This window comes from Arthrobacter sp. P4_F11 (assembly GCF_056401395.1).
Genome location: NZ_JBFUJK010000008.1, coordinates 36,440 through 54,501, shown reverse-complemented (window position 1 = coordinate 54,501; position 18,062 = coordinate 36,440). Strand labels below are relative to the sequence as shown.

Below are 18,062 nucleotides of genomic sequence, written 5' to 3'. Positions count from 1 at the left end.
ACGTTCACCGTGGCGTGGGGCGCAGGTCAGGCTGCGCTGGTCCGGAGTTGGCCGGGGTTGGGCAAGGTGGCGCATGCAACTGCACACCACCAGAGTGGAGAACTTTCCCATGCGAACCCCGACGAAGCTCGGCGCTGCCGTACTCAGCGCAGCCCTGCTCCTCACCGCCGCCGCCCAGGCAAACGCTGCCCAGGCAAACGCTGGCCAGGCAAACGCGGCCGACACGAACCCCAACGGCCAGGGCAGCCACTTTGACCTCGAGGCCCATCGCGGCGGCATCGGCTTGACTGTCGAGTCAACCCTGGCTTCCTTCGCCAAGGGGATCGAGACCGGCGTCTCCACCCTCGAACTGGACCTCCAGATCACCAAGGACGGCCACGAGGTCATCACCCACGACCGCAAGATCAGCGGCCAGAAGTGCCTGGACACGGCTCCTGTCACGCCGAACGACCCACAGTTCCCCTACGTGGGCAAATACATCAAGGACCTGACGTTCGCGCAGGTCCGCAGCCTGGACTGCGGCACCCTCACGCTGCCCCAGTTCCCGGGCCAGACGGCCTCGCCGGGCGCCAAGATGCCCACGCTGGCCGAGGTCTTCGCCCTGGCGGACTCCCACCGCGCCAGCCAGGTGAAGTTCAACATCGAAACCAAGGTCGAGGCAGGGACGCCGCAGGAAACGGCCCCGCGGGAGCAGTTCGTCGACGTCGCGCTCCGCGAAATCAGGACCGCCCACATGCAGAGCCGGGTCTCAATCGAGAGTTTCGACTGGGGCTCATTGCGCCTGGTCCAGCAGCAGGATCCCCAGATCCGCACCGTGGCGCTGACCAACAAGGACTTCCTCCAGGCAGGCCAGCCCGGCAAGTCGCCGTGGCTGGGCGGCATCGACGCCGATGACTTCGGCGGTGACCTCGTCGCCGCAGCCTCCTCCCTGGGCTTCGACGCCATCTCTCCCGTGCACGGCACGCCGCAGGACGGCGCCGTGACGGATCCGGGCTATGTTCCCTACGTCACCGCCGACATGGTCAGCCGTGCCCACGCGGCAGGCATGCAGGTCATTCCGTGGACCGTTGATGACAAGCCCACCATGCGGGCGCTCATCGGTGCCGGAGTGGACGGGCTGATCACGGATTACCCGGAGCGGCTCCGGGACGTGATGGCCGAGTCCGGCATGAAACTGCCGCGCAGCTAGTCCGCTGCGGGGACGGACAATGTGGCCAGGACCGCCGCGTGGTCCGACCCGGCCACCGGCAGCACGGCATAGCCGCTGCTGCCCACCTGCGGGCCGGTCACGATGTGGTCGATCACCACGCCCGGCAGCGGGGGCCCGGCCATCGGCCAGGTCGGAACCAGCCGCGCCAGGGCCGCGGCGCCGGCGTCGACGCGGGGGCCGCCGGGCCCGGTGCCGTCAGGGCCCTGAAGGATCTGCCGGAACTCGGCGTGGTCGAGGGTGGCGTTGAAGTCGCCCAGCAGCAGCATGTTGCCGGGACGGGCGGCAAGGCGGCCCAGGGCGGCCAATTCGCTCCGCCACTGCCCGGCCCGGCCCCACACGGGCGCCTTGGTGTGCACGTTGGTCACGGCGAGGGGGGCCAGCCGGCCGCCGGCGTCGAGCTCCAGTTGCACCGTGGGCATGTGGAAGGCGGAACCGTCCACGGAGTCCACCGGAATGATCGGGCGGGCGGAGTACACGGCGCCGCCGCCCGCGCCGTCCCTCGAGCGGCTGATCCGGTGCGGAAGCAGCGCGCCCAGTCCCTCCGCATCCAGCCGTCTCTCCAGGGCCGGGGAGAGTTCCTGGACGGCAAGGAGCCCGACGCCGTTTTCGCGCACCAGCCGGACAACTTCCGCGGCGTCCGCCTGGCCCTTCCAGGCGTTGAGGGTCATGACCTTCAGTTCGGCCGACGGCCGCTGTCCCGTGCCCTGTCCGATGGACTCTTCTTGTCCCTGCAAGGGATCCGTCTGCCGGGCCAGAAGCCGGTCCGCCACCTGGTCCGGCGGGAACAGCCAGAGCAGCTGCAAGGCCAGGAGGGCGCCGGCCGGGAGGGCAAGCCAGGGACGGCGCGCCCGCAGCCCCAGCAGGAAGGCCGCGCCCGCGGGAAGCACGAACCAGGGCGTGAAGGCCACGAGCTGGACCACCGGGGCAGGCCACGGCGCCGGGACCGCCCGGAACACGGACACCACGGCAACGGGCGCGGCGCAAAGGGCAGAGGACACGTGCCACCGGCGGCTGGCGCTGCGGCGCTTCACGGGTAGGCCCGGGGCGGCCGGGGGACGGTCATGGCATGAGTCTATGCAGTCGGACCGCCGGCGTCGCCCCCTGTCAGCGGAGTTTGCCGCACCGGGAAACGCAGTGGCACTGAACGTCGCTGCAGCGGGGCAGTGAAACGCACTATTTTCTCCGGTACCATCGACGTAGCAGCTTTGACCCGGCTATCACCGGTGAGCTTCCGGAAGAACGCCCTCGCGTGAGGTGGAGACTTAATCGCCACGGTGCGCGCGCGGGCCAGTAGAACCGGACGGGTAAGCCCGTCACAGCAGTAATGAGCGGCCGACGCCGGTGCACGACCCTTCGCGAAGGGGAGCGGACCGGTGGCGGTAAGTGAGGTGGTACCGCGGTCCGTAGTGTCGGAAGACAACAGGGCCGTCCTCGCATCCTGAATGCATGTGTTCACCAGCTCAACCCAGGATGTCGAGATGACTTATTACCCCAAGGCCTCCGCCTCAGGCGCCGGCTCCACCACCTCTGCGTCAAACGCAACTTCCAACACTTCTGCGTCCAACACCTCCGGCGTATCCGCCTCCGTGAAGTTCCCGGAGATCGAAGAGCGCATCCTCAAATACTGGGACCAGGACGGCACCTTCCAGGCGAGCATCGACCAGCGGGATGCTGGTCAGGACGGGTCCAACGAGTTCGTCTTCTACGACGGCCCGCCCTTCGCCAACGGCCTGCCGCACTACGGCCACCTCCTGACCGGCTACGCCAAAGACCTCGTGGGCCGCTACCAGACCCAGCGCGGCCGCCGCGTGGAGCGCCGCTTCGGCTGGGACACCCACGGCCTGCCCGCCGAGCTGGAAGCCATGAAGCAGCTGGGCATGACGGACAAAACCCAGATCGAGGCCATGGGCATCGACAAGTTCAACGACGCCTGCCGCGCCTCCGTCATGAAGTACGCCGACGAATGGAAGAGCTACGTCACCCGCCAGGCGCGCTGGGTGGACTTCGAAAACGACTACAAGACGCTGAACGTCGAGTACATGGAGTCCGTGCTCTGGGCCTTCAAGCAGCTGCACGAAAAGGGCCTGACCTACAACGGCTACCGCGTCCTGCCGTACTGCTGGAAGGACGAGACGCCGCTGTCCAACCATGAGCTGCGCATGGACGACGACGTCTACAAGAACCGCCAGGACCAGACCGTCACGGTCACGTTCCCCATCACGGCAGGGGACTCGGAGCTGTCCAGGCAGCTCGCCGGGGTACAGGCACTTGCCTGGACCACCACACCCTGGACGCTGCCCACCAACCTGGCGCTCGCCGTCGGGCCCGACATCAGCTACGTGGTCCTGCCGGCTGGCCCGCACGGGATCAAGGCCGCCGCGGCCGACGCGCCAGTCACCGGCAGCTTCCTGCTCGCCGCTGACCTCCTGGCCGCCTACGCCAAGGACCTCGGCTACGGCGACGGGGCCGAGGGCGCCGCCGCCGCGGAGGCCGCCATCACCTCCCGCCACACCGGCGCCGAGCTAAACGGCTTGAGCTATGAGCCGCTTTGGGACTATTTCCACGACGCCGAAAAGTACGGCACCGAGAACGCCTGGCGCTTCCTCGTGGCCGATTACGTCACCACCACCGACGGCACCGGCATCGTCCACCAGGCCCCCGCCTACGGCGAAGACGACCAGAAGATCTGTGAAGAGGCCGGCATCCCCGTGGTCCTCTCGGTCGACGAAGGCGCAAAGTTCCTGCCGCTGTTCGGCCACGGCGACCTCGCCGAAATCGCCGGGCTGCAGGTGTTCGAGGCCAACAAGCCCATCACCCAGGTGCTCCGCGCCCAGGGCCGCCTGGTCCGCCAGGCCAGCTACGAGCACAGCTACCCGCACTGCTGGCGCTGCCGCAACCCGCTGATCTACCGCGCCGTGTCCTCCTGGTACGTCGAGGTCACCAAGTTCAAGGACCGCATGTCCGAGCTCAACCAGGACATCAACTGGATCCCGGGCAACGTCAAGGACGGCCAGTTCGGCAAGTGGCTAGCCAACGCCCGCGACTGGTCCATCAGCCGCAACCGCTACTGGGGCAGCCCCATCCCCGTCTGGCAGTCCACCGACCCGGACTATCCGCGCACCGACGTCTACGGCTCCCTGGCCGAGATCGAGGCCGACTTCGGCCGCCTGCCGCTGAACAAGGCCGGCCAGGTGGACCTGCACCGGCCGTTCATTGACGAGCTCACCCGCCCGAATCCGGATGACCCGCGCACCCCGGAAGAGGGCCAGTCCGTGATGCGCCGCGTCGAGGACGTCCTCGACGTCTGGTTCGACTCCGGATCCATGCCCTACGGCCAGGTCCACTACCCGTTCCAGAATGAGGAATGGTTCGACACGCACAACCCGGCGGACTTCATCGTCGAGTACATCGGCCAGACCCGCGGCTGGTTCTACATGCTGCACATCCTTTCCACCGCGCTGTTCGACCGTCCGGCCTTCCGGAACGTCATCAGCCACGGCATCGTGCTGGGTTCGGACGGGCAGAAGATGTCCAAGAGCCTGCGCAACTACCCGGACGTCTCCGAGGTCCTGGACCGCGACGGCTCCGACGCCATGCGCTGGTTCCTGATGTCCAGCCCGATCCTGCGCGGCGGCAACCTCGTGGTCACCGAGCAGGGGATCCGCGACGGCGTCCGCCAGGTCATCCTGCCGCTGTGGAACGTGTACAGCTTCTTCACGCTGTACACGAACGCCGCTAACGCTGCGGCAGGACAAGGGTCGGGCTACGACGCCAAGCTCCGCTACGACGGCTACGCCGACACCCTGGACCAGTACCTCATGGCCAACACCGGGGACCTGGTCCGGAACATGACCGCCCAGCTGGACAGCTACGACATCTCCGGCGCCTGCGACGAGCTGCGCAGCTACCTGGACATGCTCACGAACTGGTACGTCCGCCGCAGCCGCCAGCGCTTCTTCGACGAGAGTGTGGACGCCTTCGACGCGCTCTACACCGCGCTGGAGACGGTCACCCGCGTGGCCGCCTCCCTGCTGCCGCTGATCTCCGAGGAGATCTGGCGTGGCCTCACCGGCGGGCGTTCCGTGCACCTGGCCGACTGGCCGGATGCCGGACTGTTCCCTGCCAACCCGGGCCTGGTCGAGGCGATGGACCGGGTGCAGCAGATCTGCTCCACCGGCTCCTCGCTGCGCAAGGCCGCGAACCTGCGCGTGCGCCTGCCGCTGCAGGAACTCACGGTCGTGGCACCGGGCGCGGACGCGCTGGGCGGCTTCGCCGGCGTCGTCGCCGATGAACTGAACCTGCGCTCGGTCCGCCTGCTGGACGCCGAGAACGCCTCCCCGGAGGAGTTCGGCATCGAGCAGAAGCTCGTAGTCAATGCCCGGGCCGCCGGCCCGCGCCTGGGCAAGAACGTCCAACAGGCCATCAAGGGCTCCAAGTCCGGCGACTGGTCGGTCAGCGACGCCGGGGTGGTCACCGCCGGCGGCCTCGACCTCGAGCCGCAGGAGTACACCCTGGAAACCGTCGTGGCCGAGGCCGCGGAAGGCGAAGGATCCCGCGCAGCGGCGGTCCTGCCCGGCGGCGGGTTCGTGGTGCTCAACACCGAGGTCACCCCGGAACTGGAAGCCGAGGGCCTGGCCCGTGACATGGTCCGCGCCATCCAGCAGGCCCGCAAGGACGCCGGACTCAATGTCAGCGACCGGATCAGCACGTCCGTCACGGCGAAGCAGGACGTCGTCGAGGCGCTGCTGGCCAACGCGGAGCTGGTCAAGACCGAAACCCTGACCGTCGAGCTGGAAACCCTCGCGGCCGACATCAAGGACCCGCAGGTCAGCGTTGCCAAGAAAGTTGGAGCCTAAACCATGACCGACGAATTCTCCGTTGAAAGCGTCTACGCCGAGCTCCTGGGCCGGGCGCCGGAAAACAAGATGGAGCCGCGGCTCGCCCCGCTGCACCGGGCCATGGAAATCCTGGGGGAGCCGAACAAGGCGTTCCCGATCATCCACGTCACAGGCACGAACGGCAAGACCTCCACGGCCCGGATGATCGAGGCCGGGCTGCGCGCCCACGGCCTGAGCACCGGCCGCTACACGAGCCCGCACCTGTCCAAGGTCACCGAGCGGATCAGCATCGACGGCGCCCCGGTGCCGGATGAGACGTTCGTCCGGATCTGGGACGAGATCCGTCCCTACCTGCAGATCGTGGACGGCGAGCTCGAGGCGGCGGGCCAGCCCCGGCTGACCTACTTCGAGTGCCTGACCATCCTGGGCTTCGCGGTCTTCGCCGATCAGCCGGTCAACGTCGCCGTGATCGAAGTGGGCCTGGGTGGCATCACCGACGCCACGAACGTCGGCGACGGCCAGGTGGCCGTCGTCACCCCGATCTCCCTGGACCACACCGATCTGCTGGGCGACACCACCGGGGACATCGCCTACGAGAAGGCCGGCATCATCAAGCCCGGCAGCTTCCTCATCAGCGCGGCGCAGCCGGTCGACGCGGCCCAGGTCCTGCTGGAAAAGGCCAAGGAAGTCAACGTGCCGTTCCGCTTCGAAGGCGTGGAGTTCGGCGTCGAATCCCGCACCGTCGCGGTCGGCGGCCAGATGGTCACCATCCAGGGCATCGCCGGACGCTACGAGGACCTGCTGGTGCCGCTGCACGGCGCGCACCAGGCCGAGAACGCCGCCGTCGCCATTGCCGCGCTGGAAGCGTTCTTTGGCGGGGAAAAGGCGATCGACGCCGAGATCCTGCAGGAGGCCTTCGCCTCCGTCACCTCCCCGGGTCGGCTTGAGGTGGTCCGCACCGCGCCGACCATCATTGTGGACGCCGCCCATAACCCGGAGGGCATCCGAGTCTCCGCCGAGGCCATCCACGAGGCCTTCAACTTCACCAAGCTGGTGGTGGTGGTCGGCGTGCTGCGGGAAAAGGACGCCGAGGAGATCCTGCGCCAGCTCAAGGAATCCCTGGGCGGCCTCGCCACCGAATACTGCTTCACCCAGTCCAACTCGCCCCGGGCCGTCCCGGCCGAGGACCTGGCCGAAATCGCGGTTGACCTGGGCTTCGGCGAGGAGAACATCCACGTCGCCGGGAAGCTCGATGACGCCCTCGAATGGGCCGTGGAACGGGCCGAAGCCGACGACGAGCCCGCCGGCGGGGTCCTCGTGACCGGTTCCATCACGCTCGTCGCGGACGCCCGGATCCTGCTCGGAAAGGCGGACGCGTAAGCGATGGCGAAACTCACCAAAGCCCAACGCGAATGGCGCCCGGGCATGCCCAAGAAACGACGTTCCACGAAGGTCATGTTTGCCTCCACGGTCCTGCTGCTGGAAGCATTCGTGGTGCTCTTCGGAACACTGGCCGTCTTTGGACTGCACCGGAACGAATACCCTGCGGCCCTGGTCTTCTCGGTCGGGATCGGCCTGTGCCTGGTCTTCGTCTTCACCTGCGCTGTCCTCTCGAAGCCCTGGGGAGTGGCCCTGGGCTGGGTCCTGCAGCTCGTGCTGATCCTGGGCGGCATCGTGGAACCGGCCATGTACCTCGTCGGCGCGCTCTTCGCCGTGGCGTGGTGGTACGGGATCCGGACCGGCATCCGGATTGACCGGGAAGCTGCCCAGCGGGAGCGCGAGCAGGCCGACTGGGATGCCGCCCACCGCCAGGGCCCCGCGCCGGGAAATAGAGCCTGAACCTGTGCCCGGGCACCTGGCGCGAACCCCGTAGACTTGACCTAAATCCCACCCCAACACATTGGAGCAGCTGTGAGCATTGAGCGCACCCTCGTCCTGATCAAGCCCGACGGAGTCGCCCGCAACCTGTCCGGCGCCATCCTGAGCCGGATCGAAGCCAAGGGCTACACCTTGGCCGAGCTCAAGAAAGTCGACGCGAGCCGCGAACTGCTGGAGCAGCACTACGAGGAGCACGTCGGCAAGCCGTTCTACGAGCCGCTTGTTGAGTTCATGCTCAGCGGCCCCGTGGTCGCCGCGATCTTCGAGGGCCACCGCGTCATCGAGGGCTTCCGCACCCTGGCCGGTACCACGGACCCGACGACGGCGGCGCCCGGCACCATCCGCGGCGACTTCGGCCGCGACTGGGGCCTGAAGGTCCAGCAGAACCTGGTCCACGGCTCGGATTCGGCGGAATCCGCCGAGCGCGAGATCAAGATCTGGTTCTAGCCCGAATTTCGGGACACCCCCACCGAGGGAACCGTTGAGGCCAATGTTCGTACCGGACATTGGCCTTAACTGTCCCCTCGCGCTCTGGCACCTCGCGGCGGGTGGGGCTTCGCAGCCCGCTCCGAGCCGTGGAGACCTTTCAACGGCTGGCGAGGCGCACGAGATTCGAGAACTGACGGGTCTGCATGACCCAATGCGCGGGCTCCAGCATGGTGATGCTCAGGATGGGTTGCAGCCATTGTGGCTGTAGCGACCAGGACCCGCTGACTACCAGCCGGGTGCGCTCACCCGGGGACGCCCGCAGCTCGAATCCCCAGAGCGAGTCGGTGTAATAGCGCGGCCGGGTTCGTGCCGGGTCGAAGGGACGCCCCCGGAGATCGATCGACATACGCAGGCCCAGGAACCGCTCGGGTTCAAGCGCCGCGACCGCCCACCACTCGCTGCCGTCGGGCCTCGCCGCCAGGCGGTCACCAATGGCGATCTCCTGCCACTCGGGATGGATGCTCTCTGCGCTGCGGCGCCCGAAGTTGTCGAGACGGTCCCAGCTGTACCAGCCGGCGCGATCCGTTCCCATCTGCACCAGCCAGGGCCACACGTGGGAAGGGGGCGCATCGATGGTCACCGCCATGGTCGCCCCTCGGGTGCTGCCCGGAATCAACCCCGCGCCCGGGTAAGGTCCCCGCACTTCGTCAGCGGTCGCGCCCCAGCGAAGCAGGCGTGGCCGCACGAGTGCCAGGTAGCCGGCAGTGAAACCGGCCACAGCGCCCGCTGCCAGCAGGGCTCCCCTCGGTGCAGGGTGCATCATCGCGCTTCCCCTTCATTGGTCAGGTGTTCCCGGAAGAAGCCGAGGATGCGCAGGCGCGCGTCCTCGGCGGAGGGCTCGTGGTAACCGGCCGCAACCAGCTTCACGAGCACCTTGTCCCCGAATGTGAGCTCCGACGGGCCATGCCTGTTGAGGAAGCCGTGACCGGCGTCGGGATAGACCTTGATGTCATGGTCTATCCCGGCGTCGGCGAGCAGCGGCTCCAGACGCGCCGGGACCTTGCGCACTCCGGGCCAGCGGTCCCTGGCGCCGTAGCTGCCAACGATGGGGCAGGCCCGGGGCAGTGCGCGGGCAGTCCCGTCATCGAGTCCGCCGTAGTTGACGCTTGCCGCGGCGAAGTCATGGTCCGGGGCCAGCATGAGGGCGAACCCGCCGCCCATACAGAAGCCGATCACGCCGATCCGGCCGGTGCAGCCGTCCCGTCCGGCCAGCCACGCGCGGGTGAGGTCCAGGTCGCCGAGGGGCCGCCAGCCGCGGATGAGGGACCACAAGCAGGCCGCCCTGCTGCCCCAGTAAAACAGGTCAGGTGCCACGGCGAGGAACCCCTCGCCGGCCAGCCAGTCGGCCTGGTCTCTGGTGTCACGGCTCAGGCCGAGTGCGTCATGGATGACGACGACGCCGGGCCACGGACCGGCACCGGCCGGCGTCGCCGCGTAGGCAGGCATGTCCCCTCGTTCGGCGTGAATGCTCACAACGGTCATGGGTCCTCCCGTGCACGCACCACCGCGCCGGGCGCCGCGGCCGGGATGCGCAGTCTCGATGGCATTAGCCTGTGATGCTGCCTGAAGACGTGGACGAAGCAGGTTTAGCGAGTTGGGCCGTAATCTGATCCGTCCATTCGTCGACTGCCGCCCAGTCCCGCAAATCCCCAAATCGGCCGCCGGTGAGCCTGAACAACACCCGGAGCGGTGCCGACATCTGGCCGGCCTGGTAGACGCCGGAGAAGAGTTTGTGGCCTCGAAGCGGAACTTCTTTGATCAGGACTTCTGCCAGACGTTCCTGTTGCATTGCCGCGCCGCGCCGGCGAATGGGCTTAGGCAGCGCATCCGCCATCCCTACACTGAAGGCCCACACGGGCCGACTGGCCAGCTCGCGGGCATGGTGTTTGAAGAACAGCAAAGCCGGGGGCAGCCAGGCCTGGTTGTGGACGGCGCTGCCGACGACGACAGCCTCATAGCGGGAGAGGGCCCCGACGTCCTCCACGGACCGGCACTCTACCTCGCCCAGTGCACCCGCCATGCGGGATGCCATATGTTGTGCCATCTCCCGGGTGGACCCCAAGGCGCTTGCATACGCAATAAGAACAGTCATCAAGAGGCCTCCGGTCTTCCTTCCTCCAGCCTTATGTAACCTGCGCGCGCGGGGTCGTGCCATAAGTCCCGAGATGGGCCCGGAGCCTCACACCGAAGAGACAGTTAAGGCCAATGCCCGGCGCGAGCATTGGCCTTAACAGTCTCTTCGATGCGGTTGGGGCGTTTAGTAGCCGGAGGTACCGATGAAAACCTGGATGAAGGCGAAGAAGATCGTCGCGACGACGGCGACGTACAGCAGCGCCGTAATGATCCAGCCGGAGTCGCCGATCACCTTGGTGGGACCGGCGGGCAGGGCAATCACGCCGTGGGAGATGTTCCGGACGCTCACCCAGACGAACAGCGGGATCATCACGGCCCAGACGATCATGCAGAACGGGCAGAGGATGTGGATGGCGTACAGGGCCTGGGACCAGAGCCAGACCACGAACGCGAAGCCCAGCGTCACGCCCACCTGTTGCCCCAGCCAGTACCACCGGGAAAACCGGGCGCCGGCCAGGATACCCATGGCCGTGGTGATGATCACGGCGAAGGCGACGATCCCGATGAACATATTGGGGAAGCCGAACACGGAACTCTGCGGTGTCTGCATGACCTGGCCGCAGGAGATCCACGGGTTCACGTCGCAGACCGTGACGTGGTTCGGGTCCTTCAGGACCTCCAGTTTCTCCAGCACCAGGGCCCCGGATGCGAGCCAGCCGATGACGCCGGTGATCAGCAGGAGCCAGGCGAACGGGCGGTCGCGGGTCATCGTGGGAAGGGACCGCGCCGTGGGGGCCGGGCCGGAACCCGGTTGGTGCACGGTCGCGTCGCCGGCAGTGCTGGAGATGCTGGGCATGGAAATTGAGTCCTTCTTTAGTCGTCTTGACCGGGTGCTTCTTGCCCCGATTGTAACGCCGGAGGCTGAGCAGCGCCGGAGAACGGCCCCGCCGGCCGCGCCCGGCCGCAACTGCTGCACTTCCGGCCCCGCCTGCCCCTGCTTTCACGGCTCCTGTGAGACAATGATCGTGGCTGGAACCCGATCCACATCCGGATTCCGGTCCGGCGATTTTGTTTCAAGACCGCCAATGATGAGCAGGGAGCTGCGGATCCTCTGATTCCAGCTGTCCCGCAATGCCATTGGACGGCACCTGGTTGTGGCGTGTAGGTCAACGGGTTCCAAAACAATCTCGCCGGCCCTCCAGGGCTGCCGCACCCCACTGCCGGTGCGAACCTGAGGGTATTCAATTGACTTCTGTCAATGCCTGCGGGTGTTGACGCATATTTGCCCCAAGGGGCGCCGAATGTGGCGGCGCATCAGGGGCAGGAGTGTCGCCACATATGGATAATGACCAGGTAGTAGCCGGAAATGAAGAACTAGTAGTCACCGGGGAAGCACAGGGAACTGCGGAAGCAGAGGCTCCGGTAGCGCCGAAGAGGGCCGTACGGACCCGCCGGAAGGCGCCCGCCGCCAGGGTCAACGCCGCGGAGGCGGCCGAGGCTGTTGCCGAAGCCGCGGCCCTGGCCGACGCGGCCGGTTCAGATGAGCCCGTCCGGGGCCGCCGTAAGCCGGCAACCGTCGAAGCAGCCGGATCTGACACTGTTGAACCCGAAGCTGCTGTATCTGAAACTGCTGCAGCCGAGACTGCGGCCAAGGCGCCCGCGCGGCGCACCCGGACCCGGAAAGCTGTAGCAGCCCCGGAACCGTTGCCTGCCTTCGCCGGCGACGCCGAAGCCGGCGCACCTGCCGCGGCTGAGGCCCCCGCAGCAGCTGGCACCGACGCAGCTGCCGCCGCAGAATCGGCCGCAGAGACGGTTGCAGAGAAGCCGGTCCGCCGCCGTGCCAGCCGTGCCAAGGCCGCCCCGAAGGCCGAAGAAGCACCCGCGGCAGTACTCCCGGCCGAAGAAGCCGCCGCTGCGGAAGCACCCACCGCGGAAACCGCCGCAGCCCAGCCTGAAGAGCCGGAAGCCCGCCCCGAGGAAAGCCCGGCCGCGTCGCTGTTCATGGAACCGGGTGCCCTCACTTCCGTCATCTTCCAGGCCCCGGACCTGAGCACTGTGGTGCGTCCGGCCCCCGTTGCCGCCGCAGCAGCTGAGCCCGAGGATGAGGAAGGCGACGAGGACGAGGACGCCGGCAACCGCCGTCGGCGCCGCAGCCGCGGCCGGCGCGGCCGCACCCGCACCTCTGCCGAGTCCGACACCGAGTCGGAAGGCACCGAAGAAGAGGGCGACGAAGGCTCCGAGGTAATCCTTGAAGACGGTGTGACCTCCCGCCGCCGCCGCCGCCGTCGCCGTGGAGACCAGGACCTGGAGCTGACCGGCGGGGAAGGCGACGATCCGCCCAACACGGTGACCCGCGTCCGTGCGCCGCGGGCCATGGCCGAGGCGCCGGTGAACAACCGCGTCACATCCGTCAAGGGCTCCACCCGCCTGGAAGCCAAGAAGCAGCGCCGCCGCGAATCCCGCGACACCGGCCGCCGCCGTACCGTCATCACCGAGGCCGAGTTCCTGGCCCGCCGCGAGTCCGTGGACCGCCAGATGATCGTCCGCCAGCGCGACGACAGAATCCAGATCGGTGTCCTTGAAGACGGCGTCCTGGCCGAGCACTTCGTGTCCAAGACCCAGCAGGACTCCCTGATCGGCAACGTCTACCTGGGCAAGGTCCAGAACGTGCTGCCCTCCATGGAAGCCGCTTTCGTGGACATCGGCCGCGGCCGCAACGCCGTGCTCTACGCCGGTGAAGTGAACTGGGAGTCCGTCAACCTCGAGGGCAAGCAGCGCCGCATCGAGAACGCGCTGAAGTCCGGCGACTCCGTGCTGGTCCAGGTCACCAAGGACCCGGTCGGCCACAAGGGCGCCCGTCTCACCAGCCAGATCTCACTGCCCGGCCGGTACCTCGTGTACGTGCCCGGCGGTTCCATGACCGGCATCTCCCGCAAGCTGCCCGACGTCGAACGCAACCGCCTCAAGCGGATCCTCAAGGACCGCCTGCCCGAGGACGCGGGCGTCATTGTCCGCACCGCGGCCGAGGGAGCTTCCGAGGAAGAGCTGACGCACGACATCAACCGCCTCCGCGCGCAGTGGGAAGGCATCGAGAGCCAGTCGACGTCCACCAAGATCCTCGCCCCCGAGCTGCTCTACGGCGAACCTGACCTGACCATCAAGGTGGTCCGGGACGTCTTCAACGAGGACTTCTCCAAGCTGATCGTCTCCGGCGAGGAAGCCTGGGACACCATCGAGGCCTACGTCACCTACGTCGCACCGGACCTCGTGGGCCGGCTCGAGAAGTGGACCAAGGACACGGACATCTTCGCGGCCTGGCGCATCGACGAGCAGATCCACAAGGCCCTGGACCGGAAGGTCTTCCTGCCCTCGGGCGGTTCGCTCGTGATCGACCGCACCGAAGCCATGACCGTGGTCGACGTCAACACCGGCAAATTCACCGGCTCCGGCGGCAACCTCGAGGAAACCGTCACCAAGAACAACCTGGAAGCGGCCGAAGAAGTCGTCCGGCAGCTGCGCCTGCGCGACATTGGCGGCATCATCGTGATCGACTTCATCGACATGGTGCTCGAATCCAACCGCGACCTCGTGCTGCGCCGCATGGTGGAGTGCCTGGGCCGGGACCGGACCAAGCACCAGGTGGCCGAGGTGACCTCGCTGGGCCTCGTGCAGATGACCCGCAAGCGGATGGGCACCGGGCTGCTGGAAGTCTTTGGCGAACAGTGCGAAACATGTGCGGGCCGCGGCATCGTCACCCACGACGAGCCGGTGGAGCACCGCCGCGCCAACACGGTCGCCGCGGAGCACTATGTGCCGCGCACCGAGGCGCAGCCTGCTGCCCGCCCGGAACGCAAGAGCCGTCGCCGCGGCAGGGGAGGCCAGGGCGGAGAGACCGCGCCGGCCGCACCCGCGCCCGTCCACGCCGAACCCACCGAGGCCGAACGCCACGCCAAGGCCGAGGCCACCCGTGCCGCGCTGGCCAACATCGCTGCCGCAGCGCACGCCGCGCACCTGCACGACGGGGAGGCAGCCGCAGCCAGCGAAGCCGGGGCCCGCCAGGCCGCCGTCGACGCCGTCACGCAGCTCGCAGCCGCCGACGAGGCAGCCGGCCGCCCCGCAACGGTGCTGACGTTTGGCGGCGAGCAGGTGGCCCTGCCCTTCGTCGAGCACGCGGAGGACGCGCCGTCACCGGCCCTGACCCTGGACCTGCTGACCGAAGCTTTCGCAAACCTGGGCGAAGCCGAGGCCGGCAAGCCGGACCAGGCCGCCGGCCCGGAGGCCGGTCAGGCAACGGCTGTTGCCGCACCGGAAGCCACGGCGCCCGAGGCGCCGTCGGCCGTCCGCGCTGGGGAGGCGCCGGCGTCACGCACAGCTAACACCTCAACGCTGCGCGGCCGCCGCGGGCGCCGCAACCGGAGTGCCAGCCGCGCCCAGGGCGCAGCCAACGAAACCTCCGTGGAGCACCGCGAGGCAACCCGGCCGGCTGCGGCCGGATCGGTCCACGAGGCCAAGGCTCCCGCTGCGGCCAGGCCTGCGTCCATCCCGGCCGGCAACGAGCCGATCATCCTCGGCGTCGGCGTGCCGGCGTCGGAGCTGTAGTCCACCGCGACTGACCACGTCCCCGTCCAGTCATTATTTCGACTGGTCGGGCTGCGGGTCCGGGTCAGGGCAGACGTAACATACGTCCGCCCAGGCCCGGGCCCGCTCGTGCGTTAACGGGTCCTCCGGGTGGCAGCGGCTAGGCTGGAACACTGACACGGGGTGCCGGGCATCGGGCCGGCTGAGATCCAGACCCGTTGAACCTGTCCGGTTAGCACCGGCGAAGGGATGTCTTCCTTGTCCGCGAGATCGAATCCGTCCGAGTTCCTCCCGCTCAATTTTCTGCACAGCGAGTCTCTGCCGGCCCCGCCGCGCATTCCCCGCGTGCTGGCCATCGCCGGCTCCGATCCCTCCGGCGGTGCCGGAATCCAGGCCGACCTGAAGAGCATCGCGGCGAACGGCGGCTACGGCATGGCCGCCATCACCGCCCTGACCGCGCAGAACACGCAGGGCGTGCGCGCCGTCCACGTTCCCCCGGCGGCGTTCCTCACGGCGCAGCTGGACGCCATCAGCGACGACATCGGCATCGACGCCGTCAAGATCGGCATGCTCGGTGATGCCGCCGTGATCGATGCCGTCCGCAGCTGGCTGGAAAAGGTGCGCCCCGCCGTCGTGGTCCTGGACCCGGTGATGGTCGCCACCAGCGGGGACCGGCTCCTGCAGGAATCCGCCGAGGCCGCCCTGCAGGCCCTTCTGCCGCTGGCGGACCTCATCACGCCCAACCTCGCCGAACTCGCCATCCTGCTCAAGGAGCCCGTCGCGGCCGACTGGTCCGAGGCCCTGGCGCAGGGCAAGCGGCTGGCCGCCCTCACCGGCACCACCGTCCTGGTTAAGGGCGGACACCTCCAGGGCGGCGAGCCGGGGGACGGGCATGCCCACGACCTCGACGGCCACGACGCCGACGCCGCTAACGGTGCCGGGGACGGTTGCCCAGATGCGCTGGTCAACACCGGCGGCCTGCTCGGCCAGGAAACGGTGGTGGTGCCGGGGGAGCGGATCGCGACGCGCAACAGCCACGGCACCGGCTGCTCCCTGTCCTCGGCCATGGCCACCGTGCAGGCCCGGGTGGGGGACTGGGAAGCGGCGCTGCGCGAAGTCAAGCCGTGGCTGCTGGGCGCGCTCCGCGAAGCCTCAGCCCTGGATGTCGGCTCCGGTAACGGCCCGGTCCACCACTTCCACCACCTGCAGCACCTCCAGGGCGGGCAGGCCCCCGAAGGCGGCCAGCCCGGCCAGCGCCGCCCGGCCGGGCACGGTCCGGCGGCGGGGGAGTTCGCCGCAGCCCTGCGCGCAGGAGCCACTGGCGATCTTGAGGCGATCTACGCCCTCGACTTCGTCCGCGGACTGGCCGACGGCACCTTGCCCGAGCACGAGTTCGCGTACTACCTCGCCCAGGACGCCATTTACCTCAACGGTTACTCCCGGGTCCTGGCCCGGGCCGCGGCGATTGCCCCCACCGAGGCCGAGCAGCTGTTCTGGGCCCGTTCGGCGCAGACCTGCCTGGAAGTCGAATCCGAGCTGCACCGTTCATGGCTCAGCACCCGCCCCACGGCCTCCACCCTGGGCCCGGTCACGAAAGCGTATGTGGACCACCTGCTGGCCGCCTCGGTCTCCGGCAGCTATGGGGTCCTCGTGGCGGCGGCGCTGCCCTGCTTCTGGCTCTACGCCGAGGTCGGTTCCACGCTGCACCGGGAGTTCCTGGCCGGCGGCGCCCCCGGGGAGCACCCCTACGCCGGCTGGCTGCGGACCTACGCCGACGAGGACTTCGCCGCCGCGACCCGGCAGGCCATCGCGTACACGGACACGGCGGCCGGACGGGCATCGGAGAGCGAGCGGGAGGCCATGGCCCTGGCGTTCCGACAGTCATCGCGCTACGAAGTGGACTTCTTCGACGCGCCGCGGCTGTACGCCTGACGCGAGCAGGTCCGCACTACCGGTACGATGGTGGGGCACGGTTCCGGAAGTCGTTGCGGCAACACAGCTCAGGATGGTCAAGATCCCGGCCAAGAACATTGGCGGGGACTTTGCATCAAGTCACTGTGGCGCCTATCACGGACTACCCGCCGGAACCAGCCTCATTTGCGGCCGAAGGCAAAATTAGCGTATTCTAGATCTTCGGTGCTTACGCCAACACTTGGGTTATGACCCTGAGAACAGTCCACTTGGAATTCCAAATGGATTTGTTCCGGGGGTAGCTCATGGGTTCCCCCGGGGAATCCACCGGCGTTGAGGCACAGCGTGAGCCGGTCCAAACAATTTGGCCCCTGGTTCCGCACGCAAATCTAGTAATAAACGTCGAGAGAAGTGAGTTCCCCAGTGGTGTACGCGATTGTCCGCGCAGGCGGCCGCCAAGAGAAGGTTTCCGTTGGAGACTTCGTTACCCTGAACCGCGTCCCCGGTGGAGCCGGCAGCACCTTTGAGTTGCCCGCACTGCTCCTGGTGGACGGTGACAAAGTCACGTCTGCTGCTGCGGACCTGGCCAAGGTAACGGTTACGGCTGAGATCCTCGAAGACCTCCGTGGTCCGAAGATCGTCATCCAGAAGTTCAAGAACAAGACCGGTTACAAGAAGCGTCAGGGCCACCGTCAGGAACTGACCAAGGTCAAGATCACCGGTATCAAGTAACTCTTCGTTACTGTTCAGGTTCCAGCAGATTCCCCAGAATTTTTGAAGGCAGGCATTTCAAATGGCACATAAAAAAGGCGCGAGTTCCACTCGCAACGGTCGTGACTCCAACGCCCAGTACCTCGGCGTCAAGCGCTTCGGTGGCCAGGTAGTTTCCGCAGGCGAGATCATCGTCCGCCAGCGCGGCACCCACTTCCACCCGGGCGCCGGCGTAGGCCGCGGCGGGGACGACACCCTGTTCGCCCTGACCCCCGGTGCTGTCGAGTTCGGCACCCGCCGTGGTCGCCGCGTTGTGAACATCGTGGCTGCTGCAGCTGCAGAGTAACAATAAGTTCTAAATCGGTGGGGCGGGC

At 67.8% G+C, this 18,062-nt stretch carries 14 protein-coding genes and 1 riboswitch; of the genes, 9 read left to right on the top strand and 5 right to left on the bottom strand.

The genetic code is table 11. The features are described 5' to 3' along the window. Nucleotides 1–109 precede the first annotated feature (109 nt). Nucleotides 110–1,189 (top strand): glycerophosphodiester phosphodiesterase, encoded by a 1,080-nt coding sequence (locus AC1DRO_RS10745; RefSeq protein WP_476950793.1) that lies wholly within the window; start codon nt 110–112, stop codon nt 1,187–1,189. On the opposite strand, the gene AC1DRO_RS10740 is transcribed toward AC1DRO_RS10745, so the two are convergent. Then, nucleotides 1,186–2,241: an endonuclease/exonuclease/phosphatase family protein gene (locus AC1DRO_RS10740; protein WP_476950792.1), complete on the bottom strand. Its 1,056-nt coding sequence runs from the start codon at nt 2,239–2,241 to the stop codon at nt 1,186–1,188. The two genes, AC1DRO_RS10745 and AC1DRO_RS10740, sit on opposite strands and share 4 nt — an antisense overlap. A 447-nt stretch (nt 2,242–2,688) precedes the next feature. Between AC1DRO_RS10740 and ileS the strand changes: the two genes are divergently transcribed. From ileS to ndk, 4 genes are all read left to right on the top strand, one after another. Continuing rightward, nucleotides 2,689–6,066 carry an isoleucine--tRNA ligase gene (gene ileS, locus AC1DRO_RS10735; protein ID WP_476950791.1) on the top strand — a complete coding sequence of 1,126 codons (3,378 nt, stop codon included), beginning with the start codon at nt 2,689–2,691 and terminating at the stop codon, nt 6,064–6,066. A 3-nt stretch (nt 6,067–6,069) separates the two neighbouring features. Next, a complete protein-coding gene (locus AC1DRO_RS10730) occupies nt 6,070–7,428 on the top strand; it encodes a bifunctional folylpolyglutamate synthase/dihydrofolate synthase (RefSeq protein WP_223917442.1) in 1,359 nt (452 codons plus the stop codon). 3 nt (nt 7,429–7,431) lie between these two features. Continuing rightward, a complete protein-coding gene (locus AC1DRO_RS10725; RefSeq protein ID WP_476950790.1) occupies nt 7,432–7,887 on the top strand; it encodes a DUF4233 domain-containing protein in 456 nt (151 codons plus the stop codon). Nucleotides 7,888–7,959: 72 nt separating this feature from the next. Next, nucleotides 7,960–8,373 (top strand): nucleoside-diphosphate kinase, encoded by a 414-nt coding sequence (ndk, locus tag AC1DRO_RS10720; protein ID WP_018773361.1) that lies wholly within the window; start codon nt 7,960–7,962, stop codon nt 8,371–8,373. Nucleotides 8,374–8,512: 139 nt separating this feature from the next. On the opposite strand, the gene AC1DRO_RS10715 is transcribed toward ndk, so the two are convergent. The 4 genes from AC1DRO_RS10715 to AC1DRO_RS10700 all read right to left on the bottom strand — a co-directional run bounded on the left by AC1DRO_RS10715 (nt 8,513) and on the right by AC1DRO_RS10700 (nt 11,344). Then, nucleotides 8,513–9,001, bottom strand: a complete 489-nt coding sequence (locus tag AC1DRO_RS10715) for a hypothetical protein (protein WP_476950789.1) — start codon at nt 8,999–9,001, stop codon at nt 8,513–8,515. Between the two features lie 173 nt (nt 9,002–9,174). After that, the gene (locus tag AC1DRO_RS10710) at nt 9,175–9,897 is read right to left on the bottom strand and encodes a dienelactone hydrolase family protein (RefSeq protein WP_476950788.1); all 723 of its coding nucleotides are present in this window, start codon (nt 9,895–9,897) and stop codon (nt 9,175–9,177) included. A gap of 64 nt (nt 9,898–9,961) precedes the next feature. Beyond that, nucleotides 9,962–10,507, bottom strand: a complete 546-nt coding sequence (locus tag AC1DRO_RS10705) for a flavodoxin domain-containing protein (protein ID WP_476950787.1) — start codon at nt 10,505–10,507, stop codon at nt 9,962–9,964. 165 nt (nt 10,508–10,672) lie between these two features. Beyond that, a complete protein-coding gene (locus AC1DRO_RS10700) occupies nt 10,673–11,344 on the bottom strand; it encodes a vitamin K epoxide reductase family protein (protein WP_476950786.1) in 672 nt (223 codons plus the stop codon). 482 nt (nt 11,345–11,826) lie between these two features. On the opposite strand from AC1DRO_RS10700, the gene AC1DRO_RS10695 reads away from it, so the two are divergent. From AC1DRO_RS10695 to rpmA, 4 genes are all read left to right on the top strand, one after another. Then, nucleotides 11,827–15,087 carry an Rne/Rng family ribonuclease gene (locus tag AC1DRO_RS10695; RefSeq protein ID WP_476950785.1) on the top strand — a complete coding sequence of 1,087 codons (3,261 nt, stop codon included), beginning with the start codon at nt 11,827–11,829 and terminating at the stop codon, nt 15,085–15,087. Between the two features lie 148 nt (nt 15,088–15,235). Next, nucleotides 15,236–15,333, top strand: a riboswitch (TPP riboswitch). Beyond that, the gene (locus AC1DRO_RS10690) at nt 15,316–16,998 is read left to right on the top strand and encodes a bifunctional hydroxymethylpyrimidine kinase/phosphomethylpyrimidine kinase (RefSeq protein WP_476950784.1); all 1,683 of its coding nucleotides are present in this window, start codon (nt 15,316–15,318) and stop codon (nt 16,996–16,998) included. (Overlaps the previous riboswitch by 18 nt.) A gap of 402 nt (nt 16,999–17,400) precedes the next feature. Continuing rightward, nucleotides 17,401–17,709 carry a 50S ribosomal protein L21 gene (gene rplU, locus AC1DRO_RS10685; RefSeq protein WP_018773353.1) on the top strand — a complete coding sequence of 103 codons (309 nt, stop codon included), beginning with the start codon at nt 17,401–17,403 and terminating at the stop codon, nt 17,707–17,709. A gap of 61 nt (nt 17,710–17,770) precedes the next feature. Continuing rightward, nucleotides 17,771–18,034 carry a 50S ribosomal protein L27 gene (rpmA, locus tag AC1DRO_RS10680; RefSeq protein ID WP_009372867.1) on the top strand — a complete coding sequence of 88 codons (264 nt, stop codon included), beginning with the start codon at nt 17,771–17,773 and terminating at the stop codon, nt 18,032–18,034. Nucleotides 18,035–18,062: the final 28 nt, after the last annotated feature.

What these genes read in the sequence shown, in the direction of transcription:
- AC1DRO_RS10745 (WP_476950793.1), top strand. Translation starts at nt 110, where the DNA reads ATGCGAACCCCGACGAAGCTCGGCGCTGCCGTACTCAGCGCAGCCCTG.
- ileS (WP_476950791.1), top strand. Translation starts at nt 2,689, where the DNA reads ATGACTTATTACCCCAAGGCCTCCGCCTCAGGCGCCGGCTCCACCACC.
- AC1DRO_RS10730 (WP_223917442.1), top strand. Translation starts at nt 6,070, where the DNA reads ATGACCGACGAATTCTCCGTTGAAAGCGTCTACGCCGAGCTCCTGGGC.
- AC1DRO_RS10725 (WP_476950790.1), top strand. Translation starts at nt 7,432, where the DNA reads ATGGCGAAACTCACCAAAGCCCAACGCGAATGGCGCCCGGGCATGCCC.
- AC1DRO_RS10715 (WP_476950789.1), bottom strand. Translation starts at nt 9,001, where the DNA reads ATGGCGGTGACCATCGATGCGCCCCCTTCCCACGTGTGGCCCTGGCTG.
- AC1DRO_RS10710 (WP_476950788.1), bottom strand. Translation starts at nt 9,897, where the DNA reads ATGACCGTTGTGAGCATTCACGCCGAACGAGGGGACATGCCTGCCTAC.
- AC1DRO_RS10705 (WP_476950787.1), bottom strand. Translation starts at nt 10,507, where the DNA reads ATGACTGTTCTTATTGCGTATGCAAGCGCCTTGGGGTCCACCCGGGAG.
- AC1DRO_RS10700 (WP_476950786.1), bottom strand. Translation starts at nt 11,344, where the DNA reads ATGCCCAGCATCTCCAGCACTGCCGGCGACGCGACCGTGCACCAACCG.
- AC1DRO_RS10695 (WP_476950785.1), top strand. Translation starts at nt 11,827, where the DNA reads ATGGATAATGACCAGGTAGTAGCCGGAAATGAAGAACTAGTAGTCACC.
- AC1DRO_RS10690 (WP_476950784.1), top strand. Translation starts at nt 15,316, where the DNA reads ATGTCTTCCTTGTCCGCGAGATCGAATCCGTCCGAGTTCCTCCCGCTC.
- rpmA (WP_009372867.1), top strand. Translation starts at nt 17,771, where the DNA reads ATGGCACATAAAAAAGGCGCGAGTTCCACTCGCAACGGTCGTGACTCC.